18 protein-coding genes, 2 pseudogenes and 1 riboswitch are annotated in these 24,443 nt (G+C 71.9%); of the genes and pseudogenes, 13 read left to right on the top strand and 7 right to left on the bottom strand.

Features of this window, described 5'->3' with window-relative positions; genetic code table 11:
* Nucleotides 1-20 precede the first annotated feature (20 nt).
* From AB0M54_RS04075 to AB0M54_RS04065, 3 genes and pseudogenes are all read left to right on the top strand, one after another.
* Complete coding sequence (locus tag AB0M54_RS04075) at nucleotides 21-1,013, top strand: ATP-binding cassette domain-containing protein (RefSeq protein ID WP_364468964.1); 993 nt, start codon at nucleotides 21-23, stop codon at nucleotides 1,011-1,013.
* Entirely contained in the window at nucleotides 1,010-2,011 is a 1,002-nt protein-coding gene (locus AB0M54_RS04070; RefSeq protein ID WP_364469188.1) for an ABC transporter permease subunit, read from the top strand. Before AB0M54_RS04075 ends, AB0M54_RS04070 begins: the two co-directional genes overlap by 4 nt.
* Before the next feature lie 158 nt (nucleotides 2,012-2,169).
* Nucleotides 2,170-2,394: pseudogene (locus tag AB0M54_RS04065) on the top strand (DUF3263 domain-containing protein); the annotation flags it as partial.
* On the opposite strand, the gene AB0M54_RS04060 reads toward AB0M54_RS04065, so the two are convergent.
* Nucleotides 2,391-4,595 (bottom strand): AAA family ATPase, encoded by a 2,205-nt coding sequence (locus AB0M54_RS04060; RefSeq protein ID WP_364313349.1) that lies wholly within the window; start codon nucleotides 4,593-4,595, stop codon nucleotides 2,391-2,393. The pseudogene AB0M54_RS04065 and the gene AB0M54_RS04060 sit on opposite strands and share 4 nt — an antisense overlap.
* A gap of 86 nt (nucleotides 4,596-4,681) precedes the next feature.
* On the opposite strand from AB0M54_RS04060, the gene AB0M54_RS04055 reads away from it, so the two are divergent.
* From AB0M54_RS04055 to AB0M54_RS04040, 4 genes are all read left to right on the top strand, one after another.
* Entirely contained in the window at nucleotides 4,682-7,444 is a 2,763-nt protein-coding gene (locus tag AB0M54_RS04055) for an alpha/beta fold hydrolase (protein WP_364468962.1), read from the top strand.
* Between the two features lie 104 nt (nucleotides 7,445-7,548).
* Complete coding sequence (locus tag AB0M54_RS04050; RefSeq protein ID WP_364468960.1) at nucleotides 7,549-8,364, top strand: ABC transporter permease subunit; 816 nt, start codon at nucleotides 7,549-7,551, stop codon at nucleotides 8,362-8,364.
* A gap of 55 nt (nucleotides 8,365-8,419) precedes the next feature.
* Nucleotides 8,420-8,549: riboswitch (SAM riboswitch) on the top strand.
* A gap of 8 nt (nucleotides 8,550-8,557) precedes the next feature.
* Entirely contained in the window at nucleotides 8,558-9,841 is a 1,284-nt protein-coding gene (thrC, locus tag AB0M54_RS04045) for a threonine synthase (RefSeq protein WP_364313357.1), read from the top strand.
* 253 nt (nucleotides 9,842-10,094) lie between these two features.
* Nucleotides 10,095-11,093 (top strand): GNAT family N-acetyltransferase, encoded by a 999-nt coding sequence (locus AB0M54_RS04040; protein ID WP_364313360.1) that lies wholly within the window; start codon nucleotides 10,095-10,097, stop codon nucleotides 11,091-11,093.
* Here AB0M54_RS04040 and AB0M54_RS04035 read toward each other — a convergent pair.
* Together AB0M54_RS04035 and AB0M54_RS04030 are read right to left on the bottom strand one after the other, a co-directional pair.
* Nucleotides 11,090-11,536: a hypothetical protein gene (locus tag AB0M54_RS04035; RefSeq protein ID WP_364468958.1), complete on the bottom strand. Its 447-nt coding sequence runs from the start codon at nucleotides 11,534-11,536 to the stop codon at nucleotides 11,090-11,092. The genes AB0M54_RS04040 and AB0M54_RS04035 overlap by 4 nt on opposite strands.
* A 1-nt stretch (nucleotide 11,537) precedes the next feature.
* The gene (locus tag AB0M54_RS04030; protein WP_364313363.1) at nucleotides 11,538-12,065 is read right to left on the bottom strand and encodes a GNAT family N-acetyltransferase; all 528 of its coding nucleotides are present in this window, start codon (nucleotides 12,063-12,065) and stop codon (nucleotides 11,538-11,540) included.
* A 329-nt stretch (nucleotides 12,066-12,394) separates the two neighbouring features.
* Between AB0M54_RS04030 and groL the strand changes: the two genes are divergently transcribed.
* Nucleotides 12,395-14,017 carry a chaperonin GroEL gene (gene groL, locus AB0M54_RS04025; protein WP_364313366.1) on the top strand — a complete coding sequence of 541 codons (1,623 nt, stop codon included), beginning with the start codon at nucleotides 12,395-12,397 and terminating at the stop codon, nucleotides 14,015-14,017.
* On the opposite strand, the gene AB0M54_RS04020 is transcribed toward groL, so the two are convergent.
* Nucleotides 13,932-14,201 (bottom strand): Ig-like domain-containing protein, encoded by a 270-nt coding sequence (locus AB0M54_RS04020; RefSeq protein ID WP_364468956.1) that lies wholly within the window; start codon nucleotides 14,199-14,201, stop codon nucleotides 13,932-13,934. The genes groL and AB0M54_RS04020 overlap by 86 nt on opposite strands.
* A 16-nt stretch (nucleotides 14,202-14,217) precedes the next feature.
* On the bottom strand, nucleotides 14,218-15,168 hold the full coding sequence (locus tag AB0M54_RS04015) for a GNAT family N-acetyltransferase (RefSeq protein WP_364468954.1): 951 nt from the start codon (nucleotides 15,166-15,168) through the stop codon (nucleotides 14,218-14,220).
* A gap of 67 nt (nucleotides 15,169-15,235) precedes the next feature.
* On the opposite strand from AB0M54_RS04015, the gene AB0M54_RS04010 reads away from it, so the two are divergent.
* Both AB0M54_RS04010 and AB0M54_RS04005 read left to right on the top strand, forming a co-directional pair.
* Nucleotides 15,236-17,011 carry a glycerol-3-phosphate dehydrogenase/oxidase gene (locus tag AB0M54_RS04010; RefSeq protein WP_364468952.1) on the top strand — a complete coding sequence of 592 codons (1,776 nt, stop codon included), beginning with the start codon at nucleotides 15,236-15,238 and terminating at the stop codon, nucleotides 17,009-17,011.
* Nucleotides 17,008-17,289: a DUF4031 domain-containing protein gene (locus AB0M54_RS04005; RefSeq protein WP_364313374.1), complete on the top strand. Its 282-nt coding sequence runs from the start codon at nucleotides 17,008-17,010 to the stop codon at nucleotides 17,287-17,289. The genes AB0M54_RS04010 and AB0M54_RS04005 overlap by 4 nt, the downstream gene beginning before the upstream one ends.
* 164 nt (nucleotides 17,290-17,453) lie before the next feature.
* Here AB0M54_RS04005 and AB0M54_RS04000 read toward each other — a convergent pair whose 3' ends face one another.
* On the bottom strand, nucleotides 17,454-18,086 hold the full coding sequence (locus AB0M54_RS04000; protein ID WP_364468950.1) for a metal-dependent phosphohydrolase: 633 nt from the start codon (nucleotides 18,084-18,086) through the stop codon (nucleotides 17,454-17,456).
* 16 nt (nucleotides 18,087-18,102) lie between these two features.
* Here AB0M54_RS04000 and AB0M54_RS03995 point away from each other — a divergent pair, with 16 nt between their 5' ends.
* On the top strand, nucleotides 18,103-19,317 hold the full coding sequence (locus tag AB0M54_RS03995) for an FUSC family protein (protein WP_364313380.1): 1,215 nt from the start codon (nucleotides 18,103-18,105) through the stop codon (nucleotides 19,315-19,317).
* A 316-nt stretch (nucleotides 19,318-19,633) separates the two neighbouring features.
* Nucleotides 19,634-21,088, top strand: a pseudogene (locus tag AB0M54_RS03990) (PrsW family intramembrane metalloprotease); the annotation flags it as partial.
* Nucleotides 21,089-22,697: 1,609 nt separating this feature from the next.
* On the opposite strand, the gene AB0M54_RS03985 reads toward AB0M54_RS03990, so the two are convergent.
* Entirely contained in the window at nucleotides 22,698-22,994 is a 297-nt protein-coding gene (locus tag AB0M54_RS03985; RefSeq protein WP_364317002.1) for a co-chaperone GroES, read from the bottom strand.
* Nucleotides 22,995-23,155: 161 nt separating this feature from the next.
* On the opposite strand from AB0M54_RS03985, the gene AB0M54_RS03980 reads away from it, so the two are divergent.
* On the top strand, nucleotides 23,156-24,421 hold the full coding sequence (locus AB0M54_RS03980; RefSeq protein WP_364313382.1) for an AI-2E family transporter: 1,266 nt from the start codon (nucleotides 23,156-23,158) through the stop codon (nucleotides 24,419-24,421).
* Nucleotides 24,422-24,443: the final 22 nt, after the last annotated feature.

Below are 24,443 nucleotides of genomic sequence, written 5' to 3'. Positions count from 1 at the left end.
CGGGCACATAAGGTGCTCGCGTGACCGCCGTACTCGAGATCGAGGGTCTGCAGAAGACCTATCGGAGCCGCAAGGGGGTGCGCCGCGCGCTCGACGGCTTCGACATGGTCGTCGAGTCGGGTCAGGTGCACGGCTTCCTCGGGCCCAACGGCTCGGGCAAGACCACCACGCTGCGTACGCTGCTCGGCCTGATCAAGCCGAACGGCGGGCGCATGACCATCCTCGGCCGCGAGGTCCCCGAGCACCTGCCGGCGGTGGCCGGACAGGTCGGCGCGATCGTCGAGAGCCCCCAGTTCTTCCTGCCGTTCACCGCCTGGGACACGCTCAGCCTGCTGGCCGACGCGGGCGGGGTGCCGCGGCCGCGGGTGCCCGAGGTGCTCGAACTGGTCGGCCTGCGCGACCGTGCCAAGGACCGGGTCAAGACCTTCTCGCTCGGCATGAAGCAGCGGCTCGCCGTGGCGTCGGCGCTGCTCAAGAACCCGAAGCTGCTCATTCTGGACGAGCCGGCCAACGGGCTCGACCCGGGCGGGATCCGGGAGATGCGCTCGTTGATGCGCACCCTCAGCGAGGCCGGCATGACGGTCGTCGTGTCCAGCCACATCCTCGGCGAGATCCAGCTGATCTGCGACTCGGTCACGATCATCTCGGCCGGACGCCGGGTCGCGGCCGGCTCGGTCGCCAGCGTGCTGTCCCACAACCGGTCGGCCGGGGTCCGCGTACGCGTCGAACCCGGAGTCGACCTGGTCGCGGTGGCCGAGGTGTTGCGCTCGGCGGGCGCGCCGCAGGTGACCGCGGCCGACGACCACCTGATGGTCGGCGGGGTGGACCGACCGGCCTGGATCACCTGGGTGCTCGCGCAGCACGAGGTGTGGGTGAGCGAGCTGGCGCCGGTGGCGGTCGACCTGGAGAGCGTCTTCCTGGAGCTGACCGGCACGGCGCCCGTCGACGGGGTGAACCGGCAGGTGGACGAGTCGGCGGCGGCGACCGGCGGAGCGGGCGGGTGGGGACAGTGAGCCTGGCCACGGCGGAACTGCGCCGGCTGACCAAGCGCCGTTTCGTGCGCTGGCTGGTCGCCGGGACGCTGGCGGTGATGGTCGCGATCGCGGCGGGCATCTCCCTCAGCAACGAGAAGGTCGGCCCCGAGCAGGTCGCCCAGGCCAAGGCGGCGGCCGAGCGTGAGTACCAGGACGCGGTGCGCCAGGCCGAGCAGGACCGGCTCACCTGCGAGCGAGCGCCGGGCACCAACGGCCTGCCGGCCGACTGCACGCAGCTCTACCAGCCGCAGCCGCAGGACTTCTCGCCCGACTGGCACATGCCGTCGACGTTCACCTTCAAGTCCGACTTCGGCGCCGTCCTGACCACGTTCGCCGCGATCTTCGTGCTGCTCGGGTTCGTGGTCGGCGCCTCCTATGTGGGCGCCGAGTGGAGCAGCGGCGGCATGATGAACCTGCTGCTCTGGCGGCCGCGCCGGCTCCAGGTGCTGGGGACCAAGCTGGGCATCCTGCTGGGCGCGGCGGCGGCGCTGAGCGTGGTCGTCGCGGTGCTCTGGACGCTCGCCTTCATCGGGATCGCGTCGACGCGCGGCACCCTCGACGGCATGACGGCCGGCGCCTGGCGGTCGACCGCGCTGACCGAGCTGCGGGCGGTCGTGCTGATCCTGCTCGGCACCGCGATCGGGTTCGGGCTGGCCTCGCTGGGCCGGCACACCGCGGTGGCGCTCGGCGTGGCCGCCGGGGTCGTGGTGGTCCTGCAGTTCGGGCTGTTCCTGGTGCTGAACATGGCGTCGGTGCCGTTCGGCGAGATCTTCCTGCTGCCGATCTGGGCGGTCGCCTGGATGAACAAGGAGATCAAACTCGAGAATTACCAGTCCTGCGCCTATTCCGCGGTCAACGGCTGCCAGCCGGACACGCTGACCCTGACCTGGCCGATGGCCGGCGGCCTGTGGGTGGCGATCTTCGTCGTCATTGTGGGTGCCGCCCTGTGGACCATGCAACGCCGCGACATCACATGAGGTAGCTTCGGGGTTGCTCGTACGATGCTCTTCGATCCGTGCTCAGGAGCACCATGCACCCCGAAACCTCACCATCCGATGTGGAGCGTCTTCCGGCCCCGAGGCCGCCCGCTCCCTGCACGACCGCCCACGCCGCCGAGGCGCCGCCGGTCGCGGCGCTGTCCGAGCGCGAGCTGAAGATCCTGGCCTTCGAGGCCAAGTGGTGGCGCCACGCGGGCAGCAAGGAACAGGCCATCCGCGACACCTTCGAGCTCTCCTCGACGCGCTACTACCAACTGCTGAACGCCTTGCTGGACAACGCGGCCGCGCTCGAACACGACCCGGTGCTGGTCGGCCGGCTCCGCCGCCTGCGCTCGACCCGGGCGCGCAGCCGCCGCCGCTAGGCTCGCGCCTGCTGGTCGGCGAACTCGGCCAGCCACTTCACCTGGGCCGGGTTGAGCGACGGGCGGATCCGGCCGCGGGCCGCGGTCACGTTGGCCGCGGTCACCCGGGTCGCCTCCAGCGACTCACGCATCGCGGCCAGCGCCGACTCACGGATCAGCGCCGCGCAGTCGGCCGACGAGAAACCGTCCAGGTCGGCGGCGAGCGCGTCCAGGTCGACCTCGTCGTCCAGCGGCACCGAGCGGGACGACGCCTTGAGGATCGCCAGGCGGGCCTCGGTGTCCGGCGGCGGCACGTAGACCAGTCGTTCCAGCCGGCCCGGCCGCAGCAGCGCCGAGTCGATCAGGTCGGGCCGGTTGGTCGCCCCGATCACCACCACGTTGCGCAGTTCCTCGACACCGTCCAGCTCGGTGAGCAGCGCCGCGACCACGCGGTCGGTGGTGCCGCCGTCGGTGCCCTGCCCCCGCTGCGGCGCCAGCGCGTCCACCTCGTCCAGGAAGACCAGCGTCGGTGCGGCCTCGCGGGCGCGGCGGAACAGCTCCCGCACCGCCTTCTCACTGTCGCCGACCCACTTGCTGAGCAGCTCGGCGCCCTTGACCGACAGCACGTTCGCTTTACCCGTACCCGCGATGGCCTTGACCAGAAAGGTCTTGCCGCACCCGGGCGGGCCGTAGAGCAGCACACCGCGCGGCGGCGAGACGCCCAGCCGCGCGAACGTGTCGGGGTAGGTCAGCGGCCACAGCACCGACTCGGTGAGCACCTGCTTGACCTCGGCCATGTCGCCGACGTCGTCCAGCGTGACCGCCGCGACCTCCAGCGACGACTCGGCCATCGAGGTCGGCCGGACCACGTCGAGGGCCGCCTCGAAGTCGGCCATCGCCACCGTCGGCGAGTCGGCCTCCTTCTGGCGCAGGGCCGCGCGGACCCCGGCCTCGCGGGCCAGGGCGCCGAGATCGGCGGCGACGAATCCGGGAGTACGCCCGGCGACGTCGTCCAGGCGCACGTCCTCGGCCAGCGGCATTCCCCGGGTCAGCACACCCAGCTGCTCGCGGCGCATGGCCTGATCGGGCAGCGCCACCGCGAGCTGCACGGCCAGCAGGTCGGGCGCGCGCAGCTCGGGATCGACCGTCTCGGGCCGGCTGGTCGTGCAGACCACCGCCACGCCCGCCTTGACCGTCTCGGCCAGCACCTGCCGGAACACCGTGGCGATCGGACCGGGCTCGGCACGCGGGGCGAGCGCCTCCACATCGGCGACCAGGATGACGGCCGGGCCGCCCGTGCGAGCCTCCCGGGCGGCGGCGCGCAGCCGGCCGGCCGCGGCGTCGTTGGTGAGCGCGGCCAGCTCGGGACCCCAGATCGCCAGCACCCGCGCGCCCACGCCCGCGGCCACCGCCCGCACCAGCGCGGACTTGCCCGATCCGGCCGGACCGGAGAGCAGCACGCCCAGTGACACCGTGGTGCCCAGCCGGCCCAGCACCTCGCGGTGGTGGAAGCCCAGGTCGAGCAGCTCGGTCAGCTCCTTGGCCTGGGTGCGCAGGCCGGGCAGGTCGTCGATGGAGGGCGGCGGCACCTCGGGGTCGGTGGTCGCGGGCGCCTGGGGCCGTTCCGTCCGGGCGCCGGCCGGCTGGGCGAAGTGCCCGTCCTGCCAGCCGACCACGGTGTCCATGGTGACCAGCGCGGCGTCCGCCTCGGCCACGTCGATCACCTTGAGCAGCGTGCTGGTCCAGGCGTAGCCGACCCGGTTGGAGAGGCTGCGCCGGGCGCCCTCGACGGCCGCCCGGTGATCGGCCGAGAGCAGCACGTCCTGTGGCAGCAGCGACACGTCGTCGCCGGCGCTGACCACCTTGCCCAGCAGCGCGAGCCGGAGCATCTCGGGGGAGACCACGGCGACGATCTCGGCCGGGCCGCTCAGCGTGACCCGGCGGGCCGCGACCACCGGGATCGGGGTCACGGTCACCTGGCCGCCGTCGCGCAGGCCGAGGTTGCCGATGGTCAGGTCGTCGGCGTAGAGCAGCGCGCGGCTGGCGCTCGCCTCGGCCCGGGCCGCGATGCCGGCCGTGGTGCGGGCGCCGTCCAGTCGAAGTGGGTCGCCCGGGTTGATCGCCAGCGCCGCCATCACCTCGGGATGCAGGCGGACGATGCCGCGACGAGCGTCAAGGGCCGCGGGCCGCTGGGTCACGGTCAGCGTGAGATCGTCTGCCACGCGTACAAAGCTAGCGTCTCCCCGCCGGTCGTATCCCCTCGCAGTTCACAGCACTCGCACAGTTGGAGCGGGATAGTTTTGCACGCATGCAATCAGGCCGTCGTAGGGTTCTGTCCGCCGCGGCGGTTCTGGTGATCGTCGCGGGTCTCGTGGTGGCCGCCGTGTTGCCCGACCGCGCCGCCTGGACCACTGCCGACCAGATGGTCACCGTGCCCGAGGCGCCGGCCGGTGCGGCCACGATCGACCTGGACACCCGCTTCTACCTGCCCCGCGACCGCGACGGCAAGGTGCCCGCGGTGCTGCTGGCGCATGGTTTCGGCGGCACCAAGAACTCGGTCCGGACCGACGCCGAAGACCTGGCCGAGCAGGGGTACGCGGTGCTCACCTGGACCGCCCGCGGCTTCGGGCGCAGCGGCGGACAGATCCACCTGGACAGTCCCGACCACGAGGTCCGGGACGCCCAGCGCCTGCTCGACTGGCTGGCCCAGCGGCCCGAGGTTCGCACCGACGCGAACGGCGACCCGCGGGTCGGCGTGGTCGGCGGGTCGTACGGCGGCGCTCTCGCCCTGATGCTGGCCGGCCAGGACCCACGGGTCGACGCGATCGTCCCGCTGATCACCTGGAACGACCTGGGCCGCTCGTTCCTGCCGCAGTCGGCCGGCACCGGCGCGCCCGGCGTCTTCAAGAAGGGCTGGGCCGGCCTGTTCTTCGGCAACGGCGCCGCCTCGCCCGCGGCCTCGGGCGACTCGCCCGACACCGGCGGCGCCGAGCTGCCGCCGCGGCTGCCGGCCCAGCTCCCGCCCGGCACCAACCCCGCCTGTGGACGTTTCGCCGCCGACGTCTGTGCCGCCTACCTCTCGATGGCCACCACCGGCATCCCCGACCAGGCCGCGCTGGACGTGTTGCGCAAGTCGAGCCCGCAGGCCGTGCTCGGCCGGATCAAGGCGCCGACGCTGCTCATCCAGGGCGCGGTGGACACGCTCTTCCCGCTCTCCGAGGCCGACGCCAACGCGCGCGGCATCGCGGCGGCCGGCACGCCGGTGCGGGTCGCCTGGTTCACCGGGGGGCACGACGGCGGGCTCGGGCCGCAGACCGATCAGGACCGGACCAAGTTCCTGACCGTCCAGTGGCTGAACCACTACGTGAAGGGCGAGGGCGCCGCTCCGTCGATGAGCTTCACCTACTCGCGGGTGGCCGGTTTCAGCGCGCTCGACCGCGGCCTGGTCACCAACGGGTACTCGGTCGACGCGTACCCCGGCATCAGCGGGACCGGCCGCACCGACATCTCCGTGCAAGGCCCGGCGCAGCCGATCGCCAACCCGCCCAACGGCAATCCCGGCGGCCTCTCCTCGTTGCCCGGCGTCGGCGGCCGGCTGTCCACGCTGCTCGAAGGCGTGGCCGGCGACATCCCCGGCCAGTACGCCACGTTCGCCTCGGAGCCGGTCGCGCAGTCGGTCGACGTGGTCGGCGCGCCCACCGTCCGGCTGCGGGCCGCGTCACCGACCGGCGAGGCGACGCTGTTCGTCAAGCTCTACGACGTGAACCCGGCCGGGACCGAGACGCTGAGCGCCGGCCTGGTCGCCCCGGTCCGGCTCACCGGCCTGCCGCGCGACCTCGCCCAGGCCCAACCGGTCACCGTCACCCTGCCGGCGATCGTCCGGCGGATCGAGGCGGGCAACGCGCTGCGCGTCGTGGTGGCCACCTCCGACCAGGGCTATCTCACGCCCGCCGCCCCGGCCACCTACACGGTCGCGGTCGAGCCCACGCTCACACTGCCCACGATGGTGGGCACGCCGATCAGCAACCCCCAGGTGATCTGGCGGTACGTGCTGGCCGGCCTGATCGCCGCCATCGTGCTGGGGCTGGCCGTGGTGCTGCTGCTGCGCCGCCGCCGGGCGCGGCGGGCGCCGACTGTGGCCGAGTTCGCCGACACCCCGCTGGTCGTGCGCGACCTGCGCAAGGAATATGCGGACGGCTTCGTCGCGGTCGAGGACATCAGCTTCACCGTCGAGCGCGGTCAGGTCGTCGGGTTGCTCGGTCCGAACGGCGCCGGCAAGACCACCACGCTTCGGGTGCTGATGGGGCTGACCATGCCCACCCGGGGTGAGGCGCTGGTCTTCGGCAACCCGCTGGTGCCGGGGTCGCCGATCCTGTCCCGGGTCGGCTCGCTGGTCGAGGGGCCGGGCTTCCTGCCGCACCTGACCGGCGAGCAGAACCTGCGGGCGTACTGGCAGGCGACCGGGCGGCCGTGGGCCGACGCGCGGTTCGACGAGGCGCTGGAGATCGCCGGTCTGGGCGATTCGATCCACCGCCGGACCAAGAACTACAGCCACGGCATGCGGCAGCGGCTGGCCATCGCCCAGGCCATGCTCGGGCTGCCCGAGCTGCTGGTGCTGGACGAGCCGACCGACGGGCTCGACCCGCCACAGATCGCCGAGATGCGCCGGGTGCTCAAGCGGTACGCCACCGACGGGCGGGCGGTGCTGGTCTCCAGCCACCTGCTGGCCGAGGTGGAGCAGACCTGCACCCACGCGGTGGTGGTCAACAAGGGCCGGATCGTGGCGTCCGGGCTGGTCGACGAGATCGTCGGCGAGTCGCCGTCGGTGCAGATCGACGTGAGCGACGTGGCCGAGGCGTCGCGGGTGCTGGGCGGCCTGGGCGTCGCCTCGGTGCTGCCGGACGGGGCGAACGGGCTGATCGTGGACATGAACGGCACCCCGCGCGCCGAGGTGGTGGCGTCGCTGGTGCGGGCCGGGGTCGGTGTCGATCGGGTGGTGCCGAGACGCCGCCTGGAAGACGCCTTCCTGGCTCTGGTCGGCGAGAACTCGCGGGGGAGTGGAGACCGATGACGGGAAGCGGCAGCGGGGAGGCTACGGTCGCGACCACGACGGCGAATGATCGCCGGACCGCGGAGCGTGGAAACTCAGCCACGGGATATCGGCCGTCGGCCACCATGCCGATCTGGGCCGAGGTCAGGCGGCAGGCCTCACGGAGGCGTACCCAGCTGGCTCTGGGTTTCATGGCTCTTCTGCCGTTGATCGTGCTGGTGGCGTTCGAGTTCGGCGGCGAGAGCGACGACGACAACGGTGGCGGGCAGTTCTCCAGCCTGGTCGACCTGGCCACCTCGGGCGGGCTGAACTTCGCGCTGTTCTGCCTGTTCGTCTCGGCGTCGTTCCTGCTGGTCGTGGTGGTCGCGCTGTTCTGCGGCGACACCGTGGCCAGCGAGGCGTCCTGGGGCAGCCTGCGCTACCTGCTGGCGATCCCGGTGCCGCGCGCGCGGCTGCTCGGCGTCAAGCTCGTGGTGGCGCTGGCCTACTCGCTGCTCGGCCTGCTCACCCTGGCCGGGGTGGCGCTGCTGGTCGGCACGCTGCGGTACGGCTGGCACCCGCTGGGCAGCACGATCGCCGCGGAGATCCCGCCCGGCGAGGGGCTGCTGCGGCTGCTCGGGATCCTCGGCTATCTGGCCGTGATCCTGCTGATCGTGGCCGGGCTGGCCTTCCTGCTGTCGGTGCTGACCGACGCGGCGCTGGGCGCGGTCGGCGGCGCGGTGCTGCTGTGGATCCTGTCCAGCATCCTGGACCAGATCGAGGCGCTCGGGGTGGTCCGCGACTTCCTGCCCACCCACTACAGCGACGCCTGGCTCGGGCTGCTCTCCACCCCGCCGCAGACCGACGACATGGTGCGCGGGGCGATCGCCGCGGTCGCGTACGCCACGATCTTCTGGTCTCTCGCGTTCTGGCGCTTCACCCGCAAGGACATCACGTCATAAGCATCACGTTTTCGCTTAGCGTGATGGGCACGTAAGGTGTGGGAAACAACTGAATACCTCATCCAGAGGGGCAGAGGGAACGGCCCTGCGAAGCCCCGGCAACCACCACGCATGTCTCGATGACGAGGCCCCGCGCGGCAGGTGCTAATTCCGGCCCAGCCATCTCGGTATGGGAAAGATGAGAGGAATCTCCGTGACGTCTACCGTCAGTGCATCCGCTCCCACCACCTCCAGCCCCGCGCGCGCCCTGGTCTGCCGGGCCTGCGGCGCCGAGTTCCCGCTGGCCGCTCAGCACGCCTGTTACGAGTGTTTCGGGCCGCTCGAGGTCGCGTACGACCCGGCGGCGATCGCCCAGGTGACCCGGGCCCAGATCGAGGCGGGTCCGCAGAACATCTGGCGCTATGCGCCGCTCCTCCCGGCCGGCCAGGACCCGGCCACCCGGGTGACCCTCGACCCCGGCCTGACCCCGCTGGTCAGCGCCCCGGCGCTGGCCACCGCGATCGGGCTGGACGCGCCGCTCTGGGTCAAGGACGACTCGGCCAACCCGACCCACTCGTTCAAGGACCGCGTGGTCTCGGTGGCCCTGACCGCCGCCCGCGGCCTCGGCTTCACCCGCTTCGCCTGCGCCTCCACCGGCAACCTGGCCAACTCGGTCGCCGCCCACGCGGCCCGGGCCGGCGTCCCGTCCATCGTCTTCATCCCCGGTGACCTCGAACAGGGCAAGATCGTCACCACCGCGGTGTACGGCGGGGAGCTGGTCGCGATCGACGGCTCGTACGACGACGTGAACCGGCTCTGCGGCGAGCTGGTCGAGACCGACGAGTTCGAGGACACCGCGTTCGTCAACGTGAACGTCCGCCCGTTCTACGCCGAGGGCTCCAAGACGCTCGGTTACGAGGTGGCCGAGCAGCTCGGCTGGCGCATCCCGGCCCAGGTGGTCATCCCGATGGCCAGTGGCGAGCTGCTCACCAAGATCGACAAGGCGTTCACCGAGCTGGTCGAGATCGGCCTGGTCGAGGCCCCGGCCGGCGGCTGGCGGGTGTTCGGCGCCCAGTCGGCCGGCTGCAATCCGATCGCGACGGCCCTGCACAACGGCACCGACCAGATCGTCCCGGTGAAGCCGACCGGCATCGCCAAGTCGCTGAACATCGGCGACCCGGCGGCCGGCGCCTACGCCATCGAGGCGGTCCAGCGCACCGGCGGCTGGATGGACTACGCCGGCGATGACGAGATCCGCGAGGCCATCCAGCTGCTCGCCCGCACCACCGGCGTCTTCGCCGAGACGGCCGGCGGGGTGACCGTGGCCGTCCTGCAGAAGCTGATCGCCTCGGGCAAGCTCGACCCGGCCAAGGAGACGGTGGTCTTCAACACCGGCGAGGGACTCAAGACGCTGGACGCGGTGGCCGACCGGGTCGGGCCCACCCACCGCATCAAGCCGTCGCTGCGGGGTGCTCGCGACGCCGGCCTGCTCGGGTAACAGGGTGTAGTCGGTGATCCGACAGTAAGTTCGTTTTCCATCCTGCGAGGACTTGCGAAGGGATCACAACGTCGGCAGGATGCTCTCTGCGGGAGGACGCGACGCCGTACGAGGCCCCACCTTCGAGCTTGGCGACAATCTCTACCGGGGCCCAACGACCCAGTGCCGGAGGCGCTGTGCGCGTGTCCTCCCGACCAATATCTCTCCCGGTAATTCGGTCGCGGCGGACTGGTAGTGCGTCCAGTCTGTGGGGATGCGCATCGATGTCGCCGCGTTCGACGGCTCCGACGAGTCCGTCCTCCACCAGGCCTACCAGGTGACCAGGGCCGCCCAGCTCCACGAGGTGCCGGACATCCCGTACATCCCGGAGCCCTTCTACGTCGACACGGTGCGCCGGGGCTACCCCGCTCAACGGCACATCCGCGCGCTGGCCACGCTCGACGGTCAGCCGGCCGGCACCGCCGAGCTGGGCCTGCCGCTGCTGGACAACCTCGAGCTGGTCAGCCTCGACCTGAACGTGCACCCCGAGCTGCGCCGGCGCGGGGTCGGCCGGGCCCTGCTCGACTGGGCGATCGAGCGGACCCGGGCCGAGGGCCGGAAGCACATCTCCTCGGAGACGGTCCAGAACCGCCCCGACGGCGACGCCTTCGCCGCGGCGGCGGGGGCCAAGGCCGCGCTGCCCGAGACCCGCAGCCGGCTCGACCTGACCACGGTCGACCCCGCCCGGCACGCGTCGATGCTCGCCGAGGCGTGGGAGCACGCCGCCGGCTACCGGGTGCTGAGCTGGCTGGGCATGCCCGCCGACCAGTACCTCGACGACATCGCCTACCTGGACAGCCGGATGGTCGAGGACGCGCCGATGGGTGATCTCACGATCGAGCCGGAGAAGATCGACGCCGACCGGGTCCGCGAGTCCGAGCAGAACCGGCTCGCCCGGGGCATGGACCGCTTCCACACCGGGATGGTGCACGAGGCGAGCGGGCGGATGGTCGCCTGGTCGACGCTCTCCGGGCCGCCCGCGCTGGAGACGCACATCTGGCAGCACATCACGATCGTCGACCCCGACCACCGCGGCCACCGGCTCGGGACGATCGTCAAGCTGGGGAACCTGCGTCACACGCTCGAGCACAAGCCGACGCTGACCGCGATCGACACGTTCAACGCCACGGCCAACGAGTACATGCTCTCGATCAACCGGGCGATGGGCTTCAAGGCGGCGGACACCTGGATGCAGTGGGAGCTGACGGTCTAGCCGTTCTCGCTCCTCCTTCGTCGGAAGCGCGCCGCCCAGGGGCGGAGCGGGTGGTCCGGGTCGTAGCCGCCGGCGTGCAGGCCCGCGTGCTTCTCCAGGGCGTTGCGGCAGCCGTAGGAGCCGGTCATCGCGTACGAGTAGCCGCAGAACAGGTAGTAGGCCGGCCAGAACAGCGGACCGAGGGCGGCGTACTGGCCGACGTGCCGGCTCTCGTGGCCGAACAGGTCGGTCCGCTCGTCGGCGAGCAGCCATTCCGCCGTCCGCCGGGTGAAGATCACCGACCCGACGGTGAAGCAGGTGTTCTTCGGGATCCGCCGGGTGTAGCCCTCGGCGATCAGCACGCCGTCACGGCCCGGCCGGATCGTCGCGCCGCTGGCCCGGGCGATCGCCAGGCCGGCCAGCGTGGTGCCGTTCGCCCAGGTCAGCAGCGTGCGGGCGCGCATCTCACGCCGTCCGGCGCATCTGCAGCTCGGTGAGGCTCGGGATCACCGGGTGGGGCACGCGGACGCCGGTGTCGGTGAAACCCAGCTTCTCGTACGCCCGGACCGCCCGGTCGTTGCCGGTCACCACCTCGAGCATCAACTCGTTCCGCCCGGCCTGCCGGGACCAGTCGGCGACCGCCTCGACCAGGTCGGCGAGGACGCCGCTGCCGCGCCGGGCCGGGGTGACGTAGACCGCGAAGACGACCGTGGCCGCCGGGTCCTCCGGCAGCACCGTGCCGCCGGCGTGGCCGACCAGCGGGCCGCCCGGGTCGGCCACGAACTGGGCGAGCGTCCGCCCGGCGCTGGCCTGCACGATCCGGCGCCGGTAGTCGTCGTGGCCCCGGGCCGCCGCCGCGGCCAGCGTCTCGAGGAAGGCGAGCGGGCTGTCGGCCAGCATCTCCAGGCGCAACGCGCGCATCCGGCCGGCGTCCTCCGGCGTCACGCGGTGAACCGCGACCGTCGAGCGGGGGGCTGTGCTGAGCGACACCATGATGCCTGCCTACCCGGCACAGCGGGGAGCGGCAAGCAGGTTGCGTCTATCCGACCTCGCTGCCACCGGTTTCGCCACCGGCGTAACTAGTCGGGTGACTACGGCTTCGTCCTTGCACTCGCACCCTCGGAGTGCTAAACATGGCGTTGGCACTCGCGTCATGTGAGTGCCAAGCAGGTCGGGACGGTGGGGTTCCGGCCGGGCGCCGCCATCGGTGCCCCGGCACGGGGCCGGTCGTCGCGGGCTATCCGGCTCGACCTGAGGACGTCGCATCGCCAGGTGGCGACGTCCGCAGAGGTTCCTGTGAATGTCCGGGAGGACACAGCCGTATGGCCAAGATCATCGCATTCGACGAGGAAGCTCGTCGCGGCCTCGAGCGGGGCATGAACCAGCTCGCCGACGCCGTCAAGGTGACGCTCGGCCCCAAGGGCCGCAACGTCGTGCTCGAGAAGAAGTGGGGCGCGCCCACCATCACCAACGATGGTGTGTCGATCGCCAAGGAGATCGAGCTCGAGGACACCTTCGAGAAGATCGGCGCCGAGCTGGTCAAGGAGGTCGCCAAGAAGACCGACGACGTCGCCGGTGACGGCACGACGACGGCGACCGTCCTGGCCCAGGCGCTGGTTCGTGAGGGCCTGCGCAACGTTGCCGCCGGCGCCAACCCGATGGCCCTCAAGCGGGGCATCGAGGCCGGTGTGGCCAGCGTCATCGAGGCCCTGACGCAGCTCAGCAAGGACGTGGAGACCAAGGAGCAGATCGCTTCGACCGCCTCCATCTCCGCCGGTGACTCCACGGTCGGCGAGATCATCGCCGAGGCCATGGACAAGGTCGGCAAGGAAGGTGTCATCACCGTCGAGGAGAGCAACACCTTCGGGCTCGAGCTCGAGCTCACCGAGGGCATGCGCTTCGACAAGGGCTACATCTCGGCGTACTTCATGACCGACGCCGAGCGTATGGAGGCCGTCTTCGACGACCCCTACATCCTGATCGCGAACAGCAAGATCTCCGCGGTCAAGGACCTGCTCCCGATCCTCGAGAAGGTGATGCAGGGCGGCAAGCCGCTGATCATCATCGCCGAGGACGTCGAGGGCGAGGCCCTGGCGACCCTGGTCGTCAACAAGGTCCGCGGCACCTTCAAGTCGGTCGCCGTCAAGGCGCCGGGCTTCGGTGACCGCCGCAAGGCCATGCTGGACGACATCGCCATCCTCACCGGCGGCACCGTCGTCAGCGAGGAGGTCGGCCTCAAGCTCGACGCCGCCGACCTGTCCCTGCTGGGCCAGGCCCGCAAGGTGGTCATCACCAAGGACGAGACGACCATCGTCGACGGCAACGGCAACGCCGAGCAGATCCAGGGCCGGGTCAACCAGATCCGGGCCGAGATCGAGAAGTCGGACTCCGACTACGACCGTGAGAAGCTGCAGGAGCGCCTGGCCAAGCTGGCCGGCGGTGTTGCGGTGATCAAGGTCGGCGCGGCCACCGAGGTCGAGCTCAAGGAGCGCAAGCACCGCATCGAGGACGCCGTTCGCAACGCGAAGGCGGCCGTCGAGGAGGGCATCGTGCCCGGTGGTGGTGTCGCGCTGGTGCAGGCCGGCAAGACCGCGTTCGACAAGCTTGACCTGGTGGGCGACGAGGCCACCGGTGCCAACATCGTCAAGGTCGCGCTGGACGCCCCGCTGCGTCAGATCGCCGTCAACGCCGGCCTCGAGGGCGGCGTCGTGGTCGACAAGGTGCGCAACCTCGAGGCGGGCCACGGCCTGAACGCCGCGAACGGTGAGTACGTCGACCTGCTGGCCGCGGGCATCATCGACCCGGCCAAGGTCACCCGCTCGGCGCTGCAGAACGCCGCGTCGATCGCCGCCCTGTTCCTCACGACCGAGGCGGTCGTGGCGGACAAGCCGGAGAAGAACCCGGCCCCGGCCGGTGCTCCGGGTGGCGGAGACATGGACTTCTGAGTCCAAGCTTTCTCGAACGGGCGGGTCGCTGCTGCGGCCCGCCCGTTCTGTCGTTACTGCACGCGCCCTCGGGGTCGGCGCGAGCACCGGCACCGTCGGTCACCTCGTGGTCGAAGACGTCGGTGCCGGTGAAGCCGGGCGCCGGGATGTGCGTGACCGGTGCGCCGTGCGGGCCGACGGCCACCGTGCCGTGACCGGCGTCAGAGTTGTTTGCGATACAGGAAGAACACCCGCTCGACCCGGGCCCCCACCACCTGGGAGTAGAACGGCATCGGGCCCACCCAGCCGATCTGGACCGACGTCAGACCAGCCTTCTTCTGATCGGCCAGGCAGCGCTTGAGCAGCACCGAGCCGATGCCCAGCCCCTGCGCGGCGGGCGCGGTGCCCATCGGGCCGAACCAGTTCGGCCGGGACCCGTACGCGGCGAAGCCGAGGATCGAGCCGTCCCGCACGGCGACGTGACAGCCGGTGCTGTCGGTGATCTCGGCCGCCCACTGGCGCCCGAAATTCGACTCGGCGAAGTCGGTCAGCGCGGGCCCGTCGGCCGGCGTCGCGCCCCGGACCACCACGCCCCGCCCGGCCAGCCGCGCCTCGTCGGCCTCGGTGTCGCCCAGGGTCTCCAGGTCGGCGGTCATGTTCCAGGCGGGCTGGTCCTCCTCGAAGCCCAGCGCCATCGCGGCGCAGATCGCCGGGGTGTATCGCACGTCGATGCCCGGCCAGGCGTAGACCGGCGGGTTGCCGGCGATCACCACGTCGCTGGCGCCCAGCCCGGCCAGCGCGCCCTCGACCCGGGACACCAGGGCCCGGGCCACGCCGCGGCGGCGCTCCCGCCGATCCACCGCGATCAGGTCGATGTGCCCGATGGACGGGTCGCGGTGGGACACCGAGCCCAGCACCACGCCGATCACCCGGTTGCTCGGCGCCGCCGCTTCTTCCCCGGCGCCTTCACTCCAGGCCTTCTCCTCGGCCGGCGCCAGCGCCAGGAAACCCGCCGTCCGCCGGGTCGCCGGCCCGCCGGTCCCGCGCAGCCGGTGCACGATCTCGGCCGCCTCGGCCGCGTCCTCCGGCAGATCCAGGGCGGCCCGGCACAGGGACACCACGGCCGGGACGTCGTCGTCGGTCAGTTCGGCGATCCAGAACTCGCTGTCCACAGACGTCGAACCTACCGGGCCGGATTCAACCGCCGGAGTGACGCCTCGGAGCGCTAACGTGGGACGGGTGCGTGATCCCTCGGTTTCCCGGTACACGGCCGGCCGGCTCTCACCGATACGCCGCGTCACCGACCTCAAACGCTTGCGCGACGAGCAGTTCGACGTGCTCGTCATCGGTGGTGGCGTGACCGGCGCGGGCGCCGCTCTCGACGCCGCCTCCCGGGGCCTCAAGGTTGCCCTGGTCGAGGCCCGTGACCTGGCCGCCGGCACGTCCAGCCGGTCGAGCAAGCTGATCCACGGCGGCCTTCGCTACCTGGAACAGCTCGAGTTGCACCTGGTGCACGAGGCGCTCACCGAGCGTGGCCTGCTGGCCAGCCGGATCGCGCCCCACCTGGTGCGCCCGGTCCCCATCCTGGTCCCGCTGGAGAAGACGAGCCCGCCCTCCCGGGCCTGGCACCGCGCCTACTACGGGCTGGGCGTGGCGGCGTACGACGTGTTCGCCGGCGTCTTCGGCTCGGGCCGGGGCATGCCGCTGCATCGCCACCTGAGCAGCCACGGCGCCCGGCACATGTTCCCGAGCCTGCGCGCCGACCGGGTGGCCGGGGCGATCCGCTACTTCGACGGGCAGGTCGACGACGCGCGGCTGGTGGTCAACCTGGCCCGCACCGCGGGCAGCCTGGGCGCGGCGGTGGTGACCAGCGCCCGGGTGGTCGGCTTCGTCCGCGAGGCGCGCGAGGTGGTCGGCGTGCGGGTCCGCGACCTGGAGGCGCCCGACGAGCCCGACTTCGAGGTCCGGGCGCGCACGGTGGTCGCGGCGACCGGCGTGTGGAGCGACGACATGTCGCAGATGCTCAGCGACGTCGGCGTACGCCCGGGCCTGCGCGTCCGCGCGTCCAAGGGGGTCCACGTGGTGGTGCCGCGCTCGGCCATCACCGGCGAGGCGGGCCTCATCCTCCGTACGCCCACCTCGGTGCTCTTCGTCATCCCGTGGGGCGGCCACTGGATCATCGGGACCACCGACACCGACTGGCAGCTCGACCGGGCCCACCCGGCGGCCTCCGCGCGCGACATCAGCTACCTGCTCGACCAGGTCAACCAGTGGCTCGACCGGCCGCTGACCACCGACGACATCGAGGGCGTGTACGCCGGCCTGCGCCCCCTGCTGTCCGGCGAGGCCGACTCCACCTCCAAGCTGTCCCGCGAACACGCCGTGGTCGAGCCGATGCTCGGGCTGATGCTGGTGGCGGGCGGCAAGTACACGACGTACCGGGTGATGGCGGCCGACGTGATCGACCGCGCGGTGCGCCGGCTGGGCGGTCCGTGGCGCCCGTCGCAGACCGCCGAGCTGCCCCTGCTCGGCGCGGACGGCTATGCGGCGGCCTGGCGCGACCGTCTCGACACGGCCCGGCGCCACGGCGTCTCGACCGGCGTGGTCGAACATCTGCTCGAACGCTACGGCACCCTCACGGTGCACCTGCTGGCCATGATCAACGCCGACCCGGCGCTCGCCACCCCGCTGACCGGTGCCCCGGAATACCTGGCCGCCGAGGTCGCCTACGCGGCCCAGGCCGAGGGCGCGCTCCACCTCGACGACGTGCTCACCCGCCGCACCCGGATCTCCATCGAGACCTCGCACCGCGGCGCCGAGACCGCCAAGCACACCGCCGCGATCATGGGCGAGGCGCTGGGCTGGGACGAGGCGGTGCGCGAGCGCGAGGTCGAGCACTACCTGGCCCGGGTCGAGTCGGAGCGGCAGTCCCAGAAGATGCCCGACGACGCGACCGCCGACGCCGCCCGGATCGGGGTGCCCGACGTGCGCGGATACGCCGCGGACCGCCCTTGATCCTGGTGGACGAGCCGGTCTGGCCGGCTCGCGGACGGCTGTGGTCGCACCTGATCAGCGACCTCTCCTACGAGGAACTGCACGTGTTCGCCGAGATGCTCGGGGCGCCGCGGCGGGCCTTCGACCGCGACCACTACGACATCCCGGACGTACGCTTCCGGCCGGCGCTGTGGCTCGGCGCGACGCTGCTGCCGTCCCGCGACCTGGCCGCCCGCCTGCGCGCGAACGGCCTGCGCCGGCCCAAACACCTGCACCGTCCTTCGCCGCGCCTGCGCTGAGCCGCTTCTTCGCCTGTTTCTTCCGCCCTGCGCCTCGCGTTCTGCGCTGAGCCCTTCTCCCCGCTTGTGCTGAGCCCTTCTCCGCCTGCGCTGAGCCTTTCTCCCCGCTTGTGCTGAGCCCTTCTCCGCCTGCGCTGAGCCCTCCTCCTGCGCCCGGCTGGCCGTCAGCCGTTGAGCTCGCGTTCCAGGTTGGCGCGGGCCTTCGCGTCCCACTCCTCGCGCAGCGGCGGGTGGCGGTAGATCGACGGCAGTTCGAGCAGCGCCTTCAACACTTGGGCGCGGCCGTCCTTGAAGGCGTCGTCCGGCACGTGCGCGTATTCGCGCCGGATCGCCGCGGTGTACTCGGCGTACCGCTCCTCGTCGGCGGCCAGGATCGCCAGGTCGGCGTCACACAGCAACTCGCCGTCCGGGTCGTCCTCGCCGGTCGCGTGCCCCGCGGTCAGGCCGACCAGGCGCGCGATCTCAGCCGCCACCTCGGCCGGCGCCCCCAGCGTGGTCAGCAGCCCCTCGGCGAACTCGGCGCTGTCCCGCTCGTTCTCATCACCCAGCGCCCGCGGGTCGTAGATCGCATCGTGCAGCCACGCCGCCACGCGCACGCGGTCCGGATGCGGCGCCAGCGCCGCATGACGATCCACCACCGCGAGTACGGCGGACAGATGCGACACGTCGTGATATTGCCGCTGTGGTTCCGCCCAGCGCGACAGCAGGTATTCGCCCGCCGCGCCCAGGTCGTCGTCCCCCGCCGTTGCCCCGACGCCCCGAACCGCCGCCCGCCATTGCTCCACAAGACTCGTCACCGCCTAAGTTTGGGTCATGACCGAGGCGGGTGACGAACCCACCGACCGCAGGGTGGCGAAGATCCTGGCCGGAATCCCCGGGCGCTCCCGGCATGGCGCGGCGGCCGCGTGGACCCGGGTGCGCGGCGGACTCTTCCTGGCCGTCCAGGCCGCCCTGGCCGCCGGGCTGGCCTGGTTCCTGGCCCACGACGTGCTACATCGGCCGACACCGTTCTTCGCGCCGATCGCCGCCGTGATCACCCTGGCCTCGTCGGTGGGCCAGCGCGCCCGCCGCACCGCCGAGCTGGTCCTCGGCGTCGCCATCGGCATCGGGGTCGGCGACGCGCTGATCTACCTGATCGGTCGCGGCCCCTGGCAGATCGGCCTGATCGTGCTCGGCGCCGTCCTGGTGGCGACCGCGGTCGGCGGCGGCACCCCGCTGGTCGTCCAGTCCGCCTCGTCCGCCGTCCTCGTCGCCACCCTGACCACCGGGCCGGGCCTGCCCTACACCCGATTCATCGACGCCCTGGTCGGCGGCGGCGTCGGCCTGATCGTGATGACGCTGCTGCTTCCCCTGAACCCGCTGAGCGTGGTCCGCCGCGCCGCCGATCCCGCCCTCACCGAACTGGCCGAGGGCCTGCACGGCGTCGCCGATGGCCTGGCCGACCACGACGACGACGCGGTCGACAAGGCGCTCACCCGCCTTCGATCGGCCGAGGCCGCCTTCGCCGCGTTCACCGCCGCGGTGGCCGCGGCCCGGGAGAACGTCGCCTTCGCCCCCGCCCGCTGGCGGTCCAAGGGCGCGCTGGCCCAGTACGTCGACGGCGCCCAGCACCTCACCTACGCCCTGCGGAACGTGCGGGTGCTGACCCGCCGGGTGCTCACCGCGATGGGCGACCAGGAGACCATGCCCGAGGTGCTCCCCGAGTCGATCAGAGCGCTCGGCGACGCGGTCGCCCTGCTCCGCCAGGAGTGGGCCAAGGGCGTCGAACCGATCGCCACCCGCGAGCGCGCGCTGCGGGCCGCCGCCGAGGCCGGCCGCGGCTACGAGGAGGGCGTCGGCTTCTCAGGCGGCGTCGTGGTCGCCCAGATCCGCACCACGGCCACCGACCTGCTCCGCGCCACCGGCGTCGACCACGCCGAGGCGCCCCGCCTGGTCCGCAAGGCGGTCGGCTGGCAGGCCAAACGCCGCGCCGGCCGCTACCGCACCGCCCGCCCCCGCCCCGAAGCCACCGGCCACCAGCCCTCCTGACCCTCACCCGCCGCCCTCCCGCCCTGTTCGTCCTGGCTCGGGCCAGCCGGGTCGAGGGCGGATGGCTACGCTGGGCGCTATGGCCGAACCAGCCCCGCCGAGCGGCGCGCCCGACCCGCATTCCCAGTCGGTCGTGCCCGCGGCCGCGCATCAAGACGCGCAGTCGGCGGCGCCCACGACCGCATATCAGTCCGAGCAGCCCGCGGCGTCGTCCGCCGAGCAGCCGGGGGCGTTCTCCGCCGAGCAGCCCGCGGCGTCGTCCGCCCAGCAGCCCGGGACGTTCTCCGCCGAGCAGCCGGCGGCGCCTCTGGGCCAGCCGCCGGCCGTCCCCGCGATGCCCCGCCGGAAGACCGGCTGGCGGCGCTGGCTGCCGCTCACGCTGGTGATCACCGGCATCGCCATCTGCTCGGTGGCGATGCTGCTCGTCCTCGGCTTCAACAACGGCATCCAGGGCCTGGTCGTCGGCCTGATCGCGGCGATGCTGCCGGTGCCCGTACTCGTCGGCTGTTTCCTCTGGCTCGACCGCTACGAGCCGGAGCCGAACCGCTACCTGGTCTTCTGCTTCGCCTGGGGCGCGGCGGTCGCCACCTTCACGGCGTACTGGGTGAACAACGGCGCGGCCTGGCTCTTCGGCGTCCTGGGCCTGCCCGACGCCCTGGTCGCCGTGCTGATCGCGCCGTTCATCGAGGAGTCGATGAAGGCCCTCGGCCCCGCCCTGCTGTTCTGGCGCCGGCGCGGCGAGTGGTCCGGCATCACCGACGGCATCGTCTACTGCGGAATCTCCGCCCTCGGCTTCGCCATGGTGGAGAACGTCCTCTACCTCGGCGGGCACGGCTACGCCGCGGGCAACGAACAGTACGGTCCGGCCACCGGCATCCAGAACGTCTTCCTGATCTTCATCGTGCGCATCCTCTTCACCGGCTTCGCGCACCCGCTCTTCACCTCGATGACCGGCATCGGCCTCGGCCTCGCCTCCCGCTCCAGCGACCGCCGGGTCCGCGTGCTGGCCCCCATCGCCGGCCTGCTGCTCGCGATGATCCTGCACGGCACCTTCAACCTGCTGCCCACGCTGTCCGTGGCCACCGGTCAACCCCTGATCATGCTGTACGGCTACCTGGGCTTCATGGTCCCGTTCTTCTTCGCCACGGTCGGTTTCGCGATCGCACTACGTGGCTACGAGGGCCGCCTCAGCGAACGTGTCCTGCCCCGCTACGTGCAGGCCGGCTGGTTCGCCCCACCCGAGGTCGCCTCCCTGAGCAGCCTGGGCCGTCGCCACTCGGCCCGCCGCTGGGCCCAGCGCGTCGCCGGCGCCGCCGGCAGCAAGGCCATGCGCAGCTTCCAGTTCGCCGCCACCAGACTCGCGATCGTCCGCGACAGCATGGAACGCGGCCTGCTCCGCAAACCCGAGGACCAGGCCCGGGCGCTCGAGGAGGAACAGGAGCTGCTGACCGCCATCGGCGGCTACCGCGCCATCTTCTCCGGCCGCGACCCGCTGATGCCCCGAGCCTTCTGGAACGGCCACGACTACCAGATCTCCTTCCCCGACGGCGTGACCCGCACGGTCAGCGCCCCCATCGAGCCGGTCGTCCCGGTGCCGGTACGCCTGGCCCCGCAGCCGGCAATGGCCTGGTCTGGCGGCAGCGGATACGGGGCGGTGCCGGGGTATGGCGGTGCGCCCGGCTATGGCTCCGCGCCCGGCTATGGCGCGGCCCCGGGTTACGGCGGCTCGACGCCCGGCTACGGCGGCGCACCGGGCTACGGCGGCAGCTCGCCGGGTTACGGCGGCTCGACCCCGGGTTACGGCTCGACTCCCGGCTATGGCCCCGCAACCGGCTATGGCCCCGCAACCGGCTATGGCCCCGCAACCGGTTATGGCTCAACCCCGAGCTACGGCGCGAACCCTGGCTATGGCTCAACCCCGGGCTACGGCGACGCTCAGCCAGCTACGGGTGCTCAGCCTGCGACGGGCACTCAGCCTGCCACTGGCGAACAGCCTGTCTCGGGCGCGTATCCCGGATACGGCGTGGCACCCGGTTACGCGCCGCAGCCTGATCTCTTCGGACAGCCCGGCTACCCGCCCCAGCCAGGCCAAGGGTCCCAACCCGTATCCGGTCCCTCTGCCCAGGCGGGGTATTCCGCTCAGCCCGGCCAGCCCGCTCAGCCGGGCTATCCGTCCCAGCCTGGCCAGCCTTCCCAGTCGGGATATGCACCCCAGCAGGGCTATTCGGGTCAGCCTGGTCAGCCTTCTCAGCAGGGCTATTCGAATCAGCCCGGCCAACCTCCTCAGCCGGGGTATCCGGCCGGGCCGGGCCAACCGTTCCAGCCCGGCTACCCGAACCAGGCCGGCCAGACTTCTCAGCCGGGTATCTCTGCGCCGCGACCGGCGGCGCCGGGCTGGGGTGCCCCGGTAAGTGGAACCAACACCCCGCAGGACCTGGCATCCGGGTCCGTGCCGCAGGTGCGGCCGCAGTCGCCGGAGCCCTCCGCATACCCGTCCTACGGCAATCCCTCCACCTTCGGCGGCCCGGACACGACCCCGAGCCACACCCCTTACGCCCCGCCGTCGTATCCCTACTCCGCGCCTGACCCGACCGCCACGCCGCAGCCTGCGTCCGATCCGCAGTCTGGGTCCGCCTCGCCGCCTTCGGGATCGACGCCGTGGTCCTCGCCGCCGAGTTCGGCTCCGCCGCACTCGACCGGCTGGGGTGACTCGCACTCCTCGGCAGCGGCCGGGATGCCCGGCTATGGCTCACCATGGCCGGACTACAACTCACCGAACGCCGGATCGGGCTCGTCGTCCTCGGGCGACGACTCACGGCCGTCCGACTCGGGTGCAGCGTCGGATTCGGGTTCTTCCTCGTCGTCCACCGATTCCGGCTCGTCCTCGTCGTCCGACGGCTCGTCGTCTTCCTCGGACAGCTCGTCCTCCAGCTGACCTGGTGCCTGCTTCTGAGCGCCTACTGGCCGGCCGGTAGGCGCTCGGCGCTCAGGGACGTCGTCAGCCGGGCGGGAGTGGTGCACGGTCCGGAACGCTGTTGGCCTGGGCGGGAGTGCTGACGCTCAGGAATGCCGTTAGCCCGGGCGGGAGTGCTGAGGGCTCGAGGACGCTGTTGGCCCGGCGAAAATGCTGCGCGCTCAGGGACGCTGCTGGTAGGGCGAAAGCGCAGCGCGCAAGCGAGACTTGCGCCGGGTCAGGGGCACGTGGCTATCGAGGCAGCCGGGTGCCGAGCCCTGGTCGGGGGTGTCACGGGCGTGGGGCGGAGCGGGTGCCTGGGGTGACCACCCTCATTCAGCCCGGATGCGGGCGCAACGGCCTTGAGTGGCAGGTGGTCGCTTCGATGGCGGGGCCTTGTGTTCGGCGTACCTCAGCGGTTTGGTTCTCAGAGGTAGAGGCCGGTGCCGTCGGACTCCACGCGGGTGGCCGCGACGGCGTGGACGTCGCGTTCGCGGAGGAGGGTGTACTCGCGGCCGTGCAGCTCGACCTCGGAGCGGTCGTCAGGGTCGAAGAGCACCCGGTCGTTCACCACGATGGAGCGGACGTTCGGGCCGATGCCGACCGCCGTCGCCCAGGAGAGCCGGCGGCCCATCGACGCGGTCGCCGGGATCACGATGCCGCCGCCGGAGCGGCGTTCGCCTTCGCCGCCGTCCATGCGGACGAGGACACGGTCATGCAACATCCGGATCGGCAGCCCGGTCTCGGTAGTGGTGTCGGCAGTCACGACGGAGACGGTACGCCCGCCACGCCGAGTGGGAAGACTCGGCCACGTGCGGCGCGGAATGTGTCGTGCCGTGCGACTACGGTGATCCCTACGCGATGACGCGAGGAGGGTTTGGCGGGGTGAGTCGCTTTCAGCGTGTGCGGGACAACCTGCAGCGCGCTTACCAGAGCGGGCGTGAGTCCGTGCGGATCGCCCGGGCCGACCGTGACCGTGAGCGCGAGGCAGAACCAGAGGTCGAGTTTGTTCCTCCGCCTCCACCCGACCCGCTCGACAACCAGTCCACCAGCAGCCGTGACGACACCGAGGTGCCCCACGCGCTGCGCATCGCCGCCGCCTGGTCGTGGCGCCTGATAGTGGTCGGGGTGGTCGGCTGGGCGCTGCTGCGCTTTGTCGGGATCATCCGCATCGTCATGATCCCCCTGGCCATCGCGCTGCTGCTGTCCGCTCTGCTGGCGCCAGCCGTCGGCTGGCTGCTCAAGCTCAAGCTGCCGCGGTCACTGGCGACGTTCCTGGTGCTGATCTGCGGGCTGGCCGCCGTCGCGGGCACGCTGACGCTGGTGGTCAACCAGTTCGTCGACGGCCTGCCCAAGCTGACCGACAACGCCAGCGCGGGCATCCGCCAGATCCAGGAGTGGGCCCGCACCGGTCCGCTGCACCTCTCCGACGATCAGGTCGACAACGCCATCGACCAGCTGCAGCGGTGGGTCAACGCGAACACCTCGTCGCTGACCTCGACCGGCATCTCGACGGCCGCGACCCTCGCCGAGATCCTGGCCGGCGCGCTGCTCGTGCTGTTCACGACGTTCTTCTTCCTGCGAGACGGCCGCAAGATCTGGCGCTTCCTGGTACGGCTCTTCCCGGTGAACGCCCGCTGGTCGCTCTCCGACGCCGGCGACGCCTCCTGGTCGACGCTGGGCGCCTACGTGCGGGCCACGGTCCTGGTGGCCTTCATCGACGCCACCGGCATCGGCCTGGCCCTGGTGATCCTCGACGTCCCGTTCCCGTTCCCGCTGGCCGCCCTGGTCTTCCTGGGCGCCTTCATCCCGATCGCCGGCGCCAGCATCTCGGGTGCGGTGGCCGTGCTGGTCGCCCTGGTGGACAAGGGCTGGGTGATCGCCCTGATCCTGCTCGGCGCCGTCATCGCCGTGCAGCAACTCGAGGGCCACGTCCTCCAGCCGCTGATCATGGGGCGTGCCGTCGCGATTCACCCGCTGGTGATCATCATCGGCATCACCTCGGGCGTGGTGGTGGCCGGTGTCATCGGCGCGCTCGTCGCCGTGCCGCTGATCGCCGTGCTCAACACCGGCATCCGCCGCCTGGCCCGCCGCATACCCGAGGTCCCTCCCGACGCCGTTGTCGTCACCGCCGAGCAACCAGCGACCTGACCAAGGCCTGTTGCGCTGACCG

The sequence above is a fragment of the Actinoplanes sp. NPDC051470 genome, from assembly GCF_040682035.1.
In the GTDB taxonomy this organism is placed as follows: Bacteria; Actinomycetota; Actinomycetes; order Mycobacteriales; family Micromonosporaceae; genus Actinoplanes.
The sequence above is the reverse complement of the archived record's forward strand: the minus strand, read 5'-3'. Positions and strand labels throughout refer to the sequence as shown.

What these genes read in the sequence shown, in the direction of transcription:
- AB0M54_RS04055 (WP_364468962.1), top strand. Translation starts at nt 4,682, where the DNA reads ATGCAATCAGGCCGTCGTAGGGTTCTGTCCGCCGCGGCGGTTCTGGTG.
- AB0M54_RS04050 (WP_364468960.1), top strand. Translation starts at nt 7,549, where the DNA reads ATGCCGATCTGGGCCGAGGTCAGGCGGCAGGCCTCACGGAGGCGTACC.
- AB0M54_RS04040 (WP_364313360.1), top strand. Translation starts at nt 10,095, where the DNA reads ATGCGCATCGATGTCGCCGCGTTCGACGGCTCCGACGAGTCCGTCCTC.
- AB0M54_RS04035 (WP_364468958.1), bottom strand. Translation starts at nt 11,536, where the DNA reads ATGCGCGCCCGCACGCTGCTGACCTGGGCGAACGGCACCACGCTGGCC.
- AB0M54_RS04030 (WP_364313363.1), bottom strand. Translation starts at nt 12,065, where the DNA reads ATGGTGTCGCTCAGCACAGCCCCCCGCTCGACGGTCGCGGTTCACCGC.
- groL (WP_364313366.1), top strand. Translation starts at nt 12,395, where the DNA reads ATGGCCAAGATCATCGCATTCGACGAGGAAGCTCGTCGCGGCCTCGAG.
- AB0M54_RS03995 (WP_364313380.1), top strand. Translation starts at nt 18,103, where the DNA reads ATGACCGAGGCGGGTGACGAACCCACCGACCGCAGGGTGGCGAAGATC.
- AB0M54_RS03985 (WP_364317002.1), bottom strand. Translation starts at nt 22,994, where the DNA reads ATGTTGCATGACCGTGTCCTCGTCCGCATGGACGGCGGCGAAGGCGAA.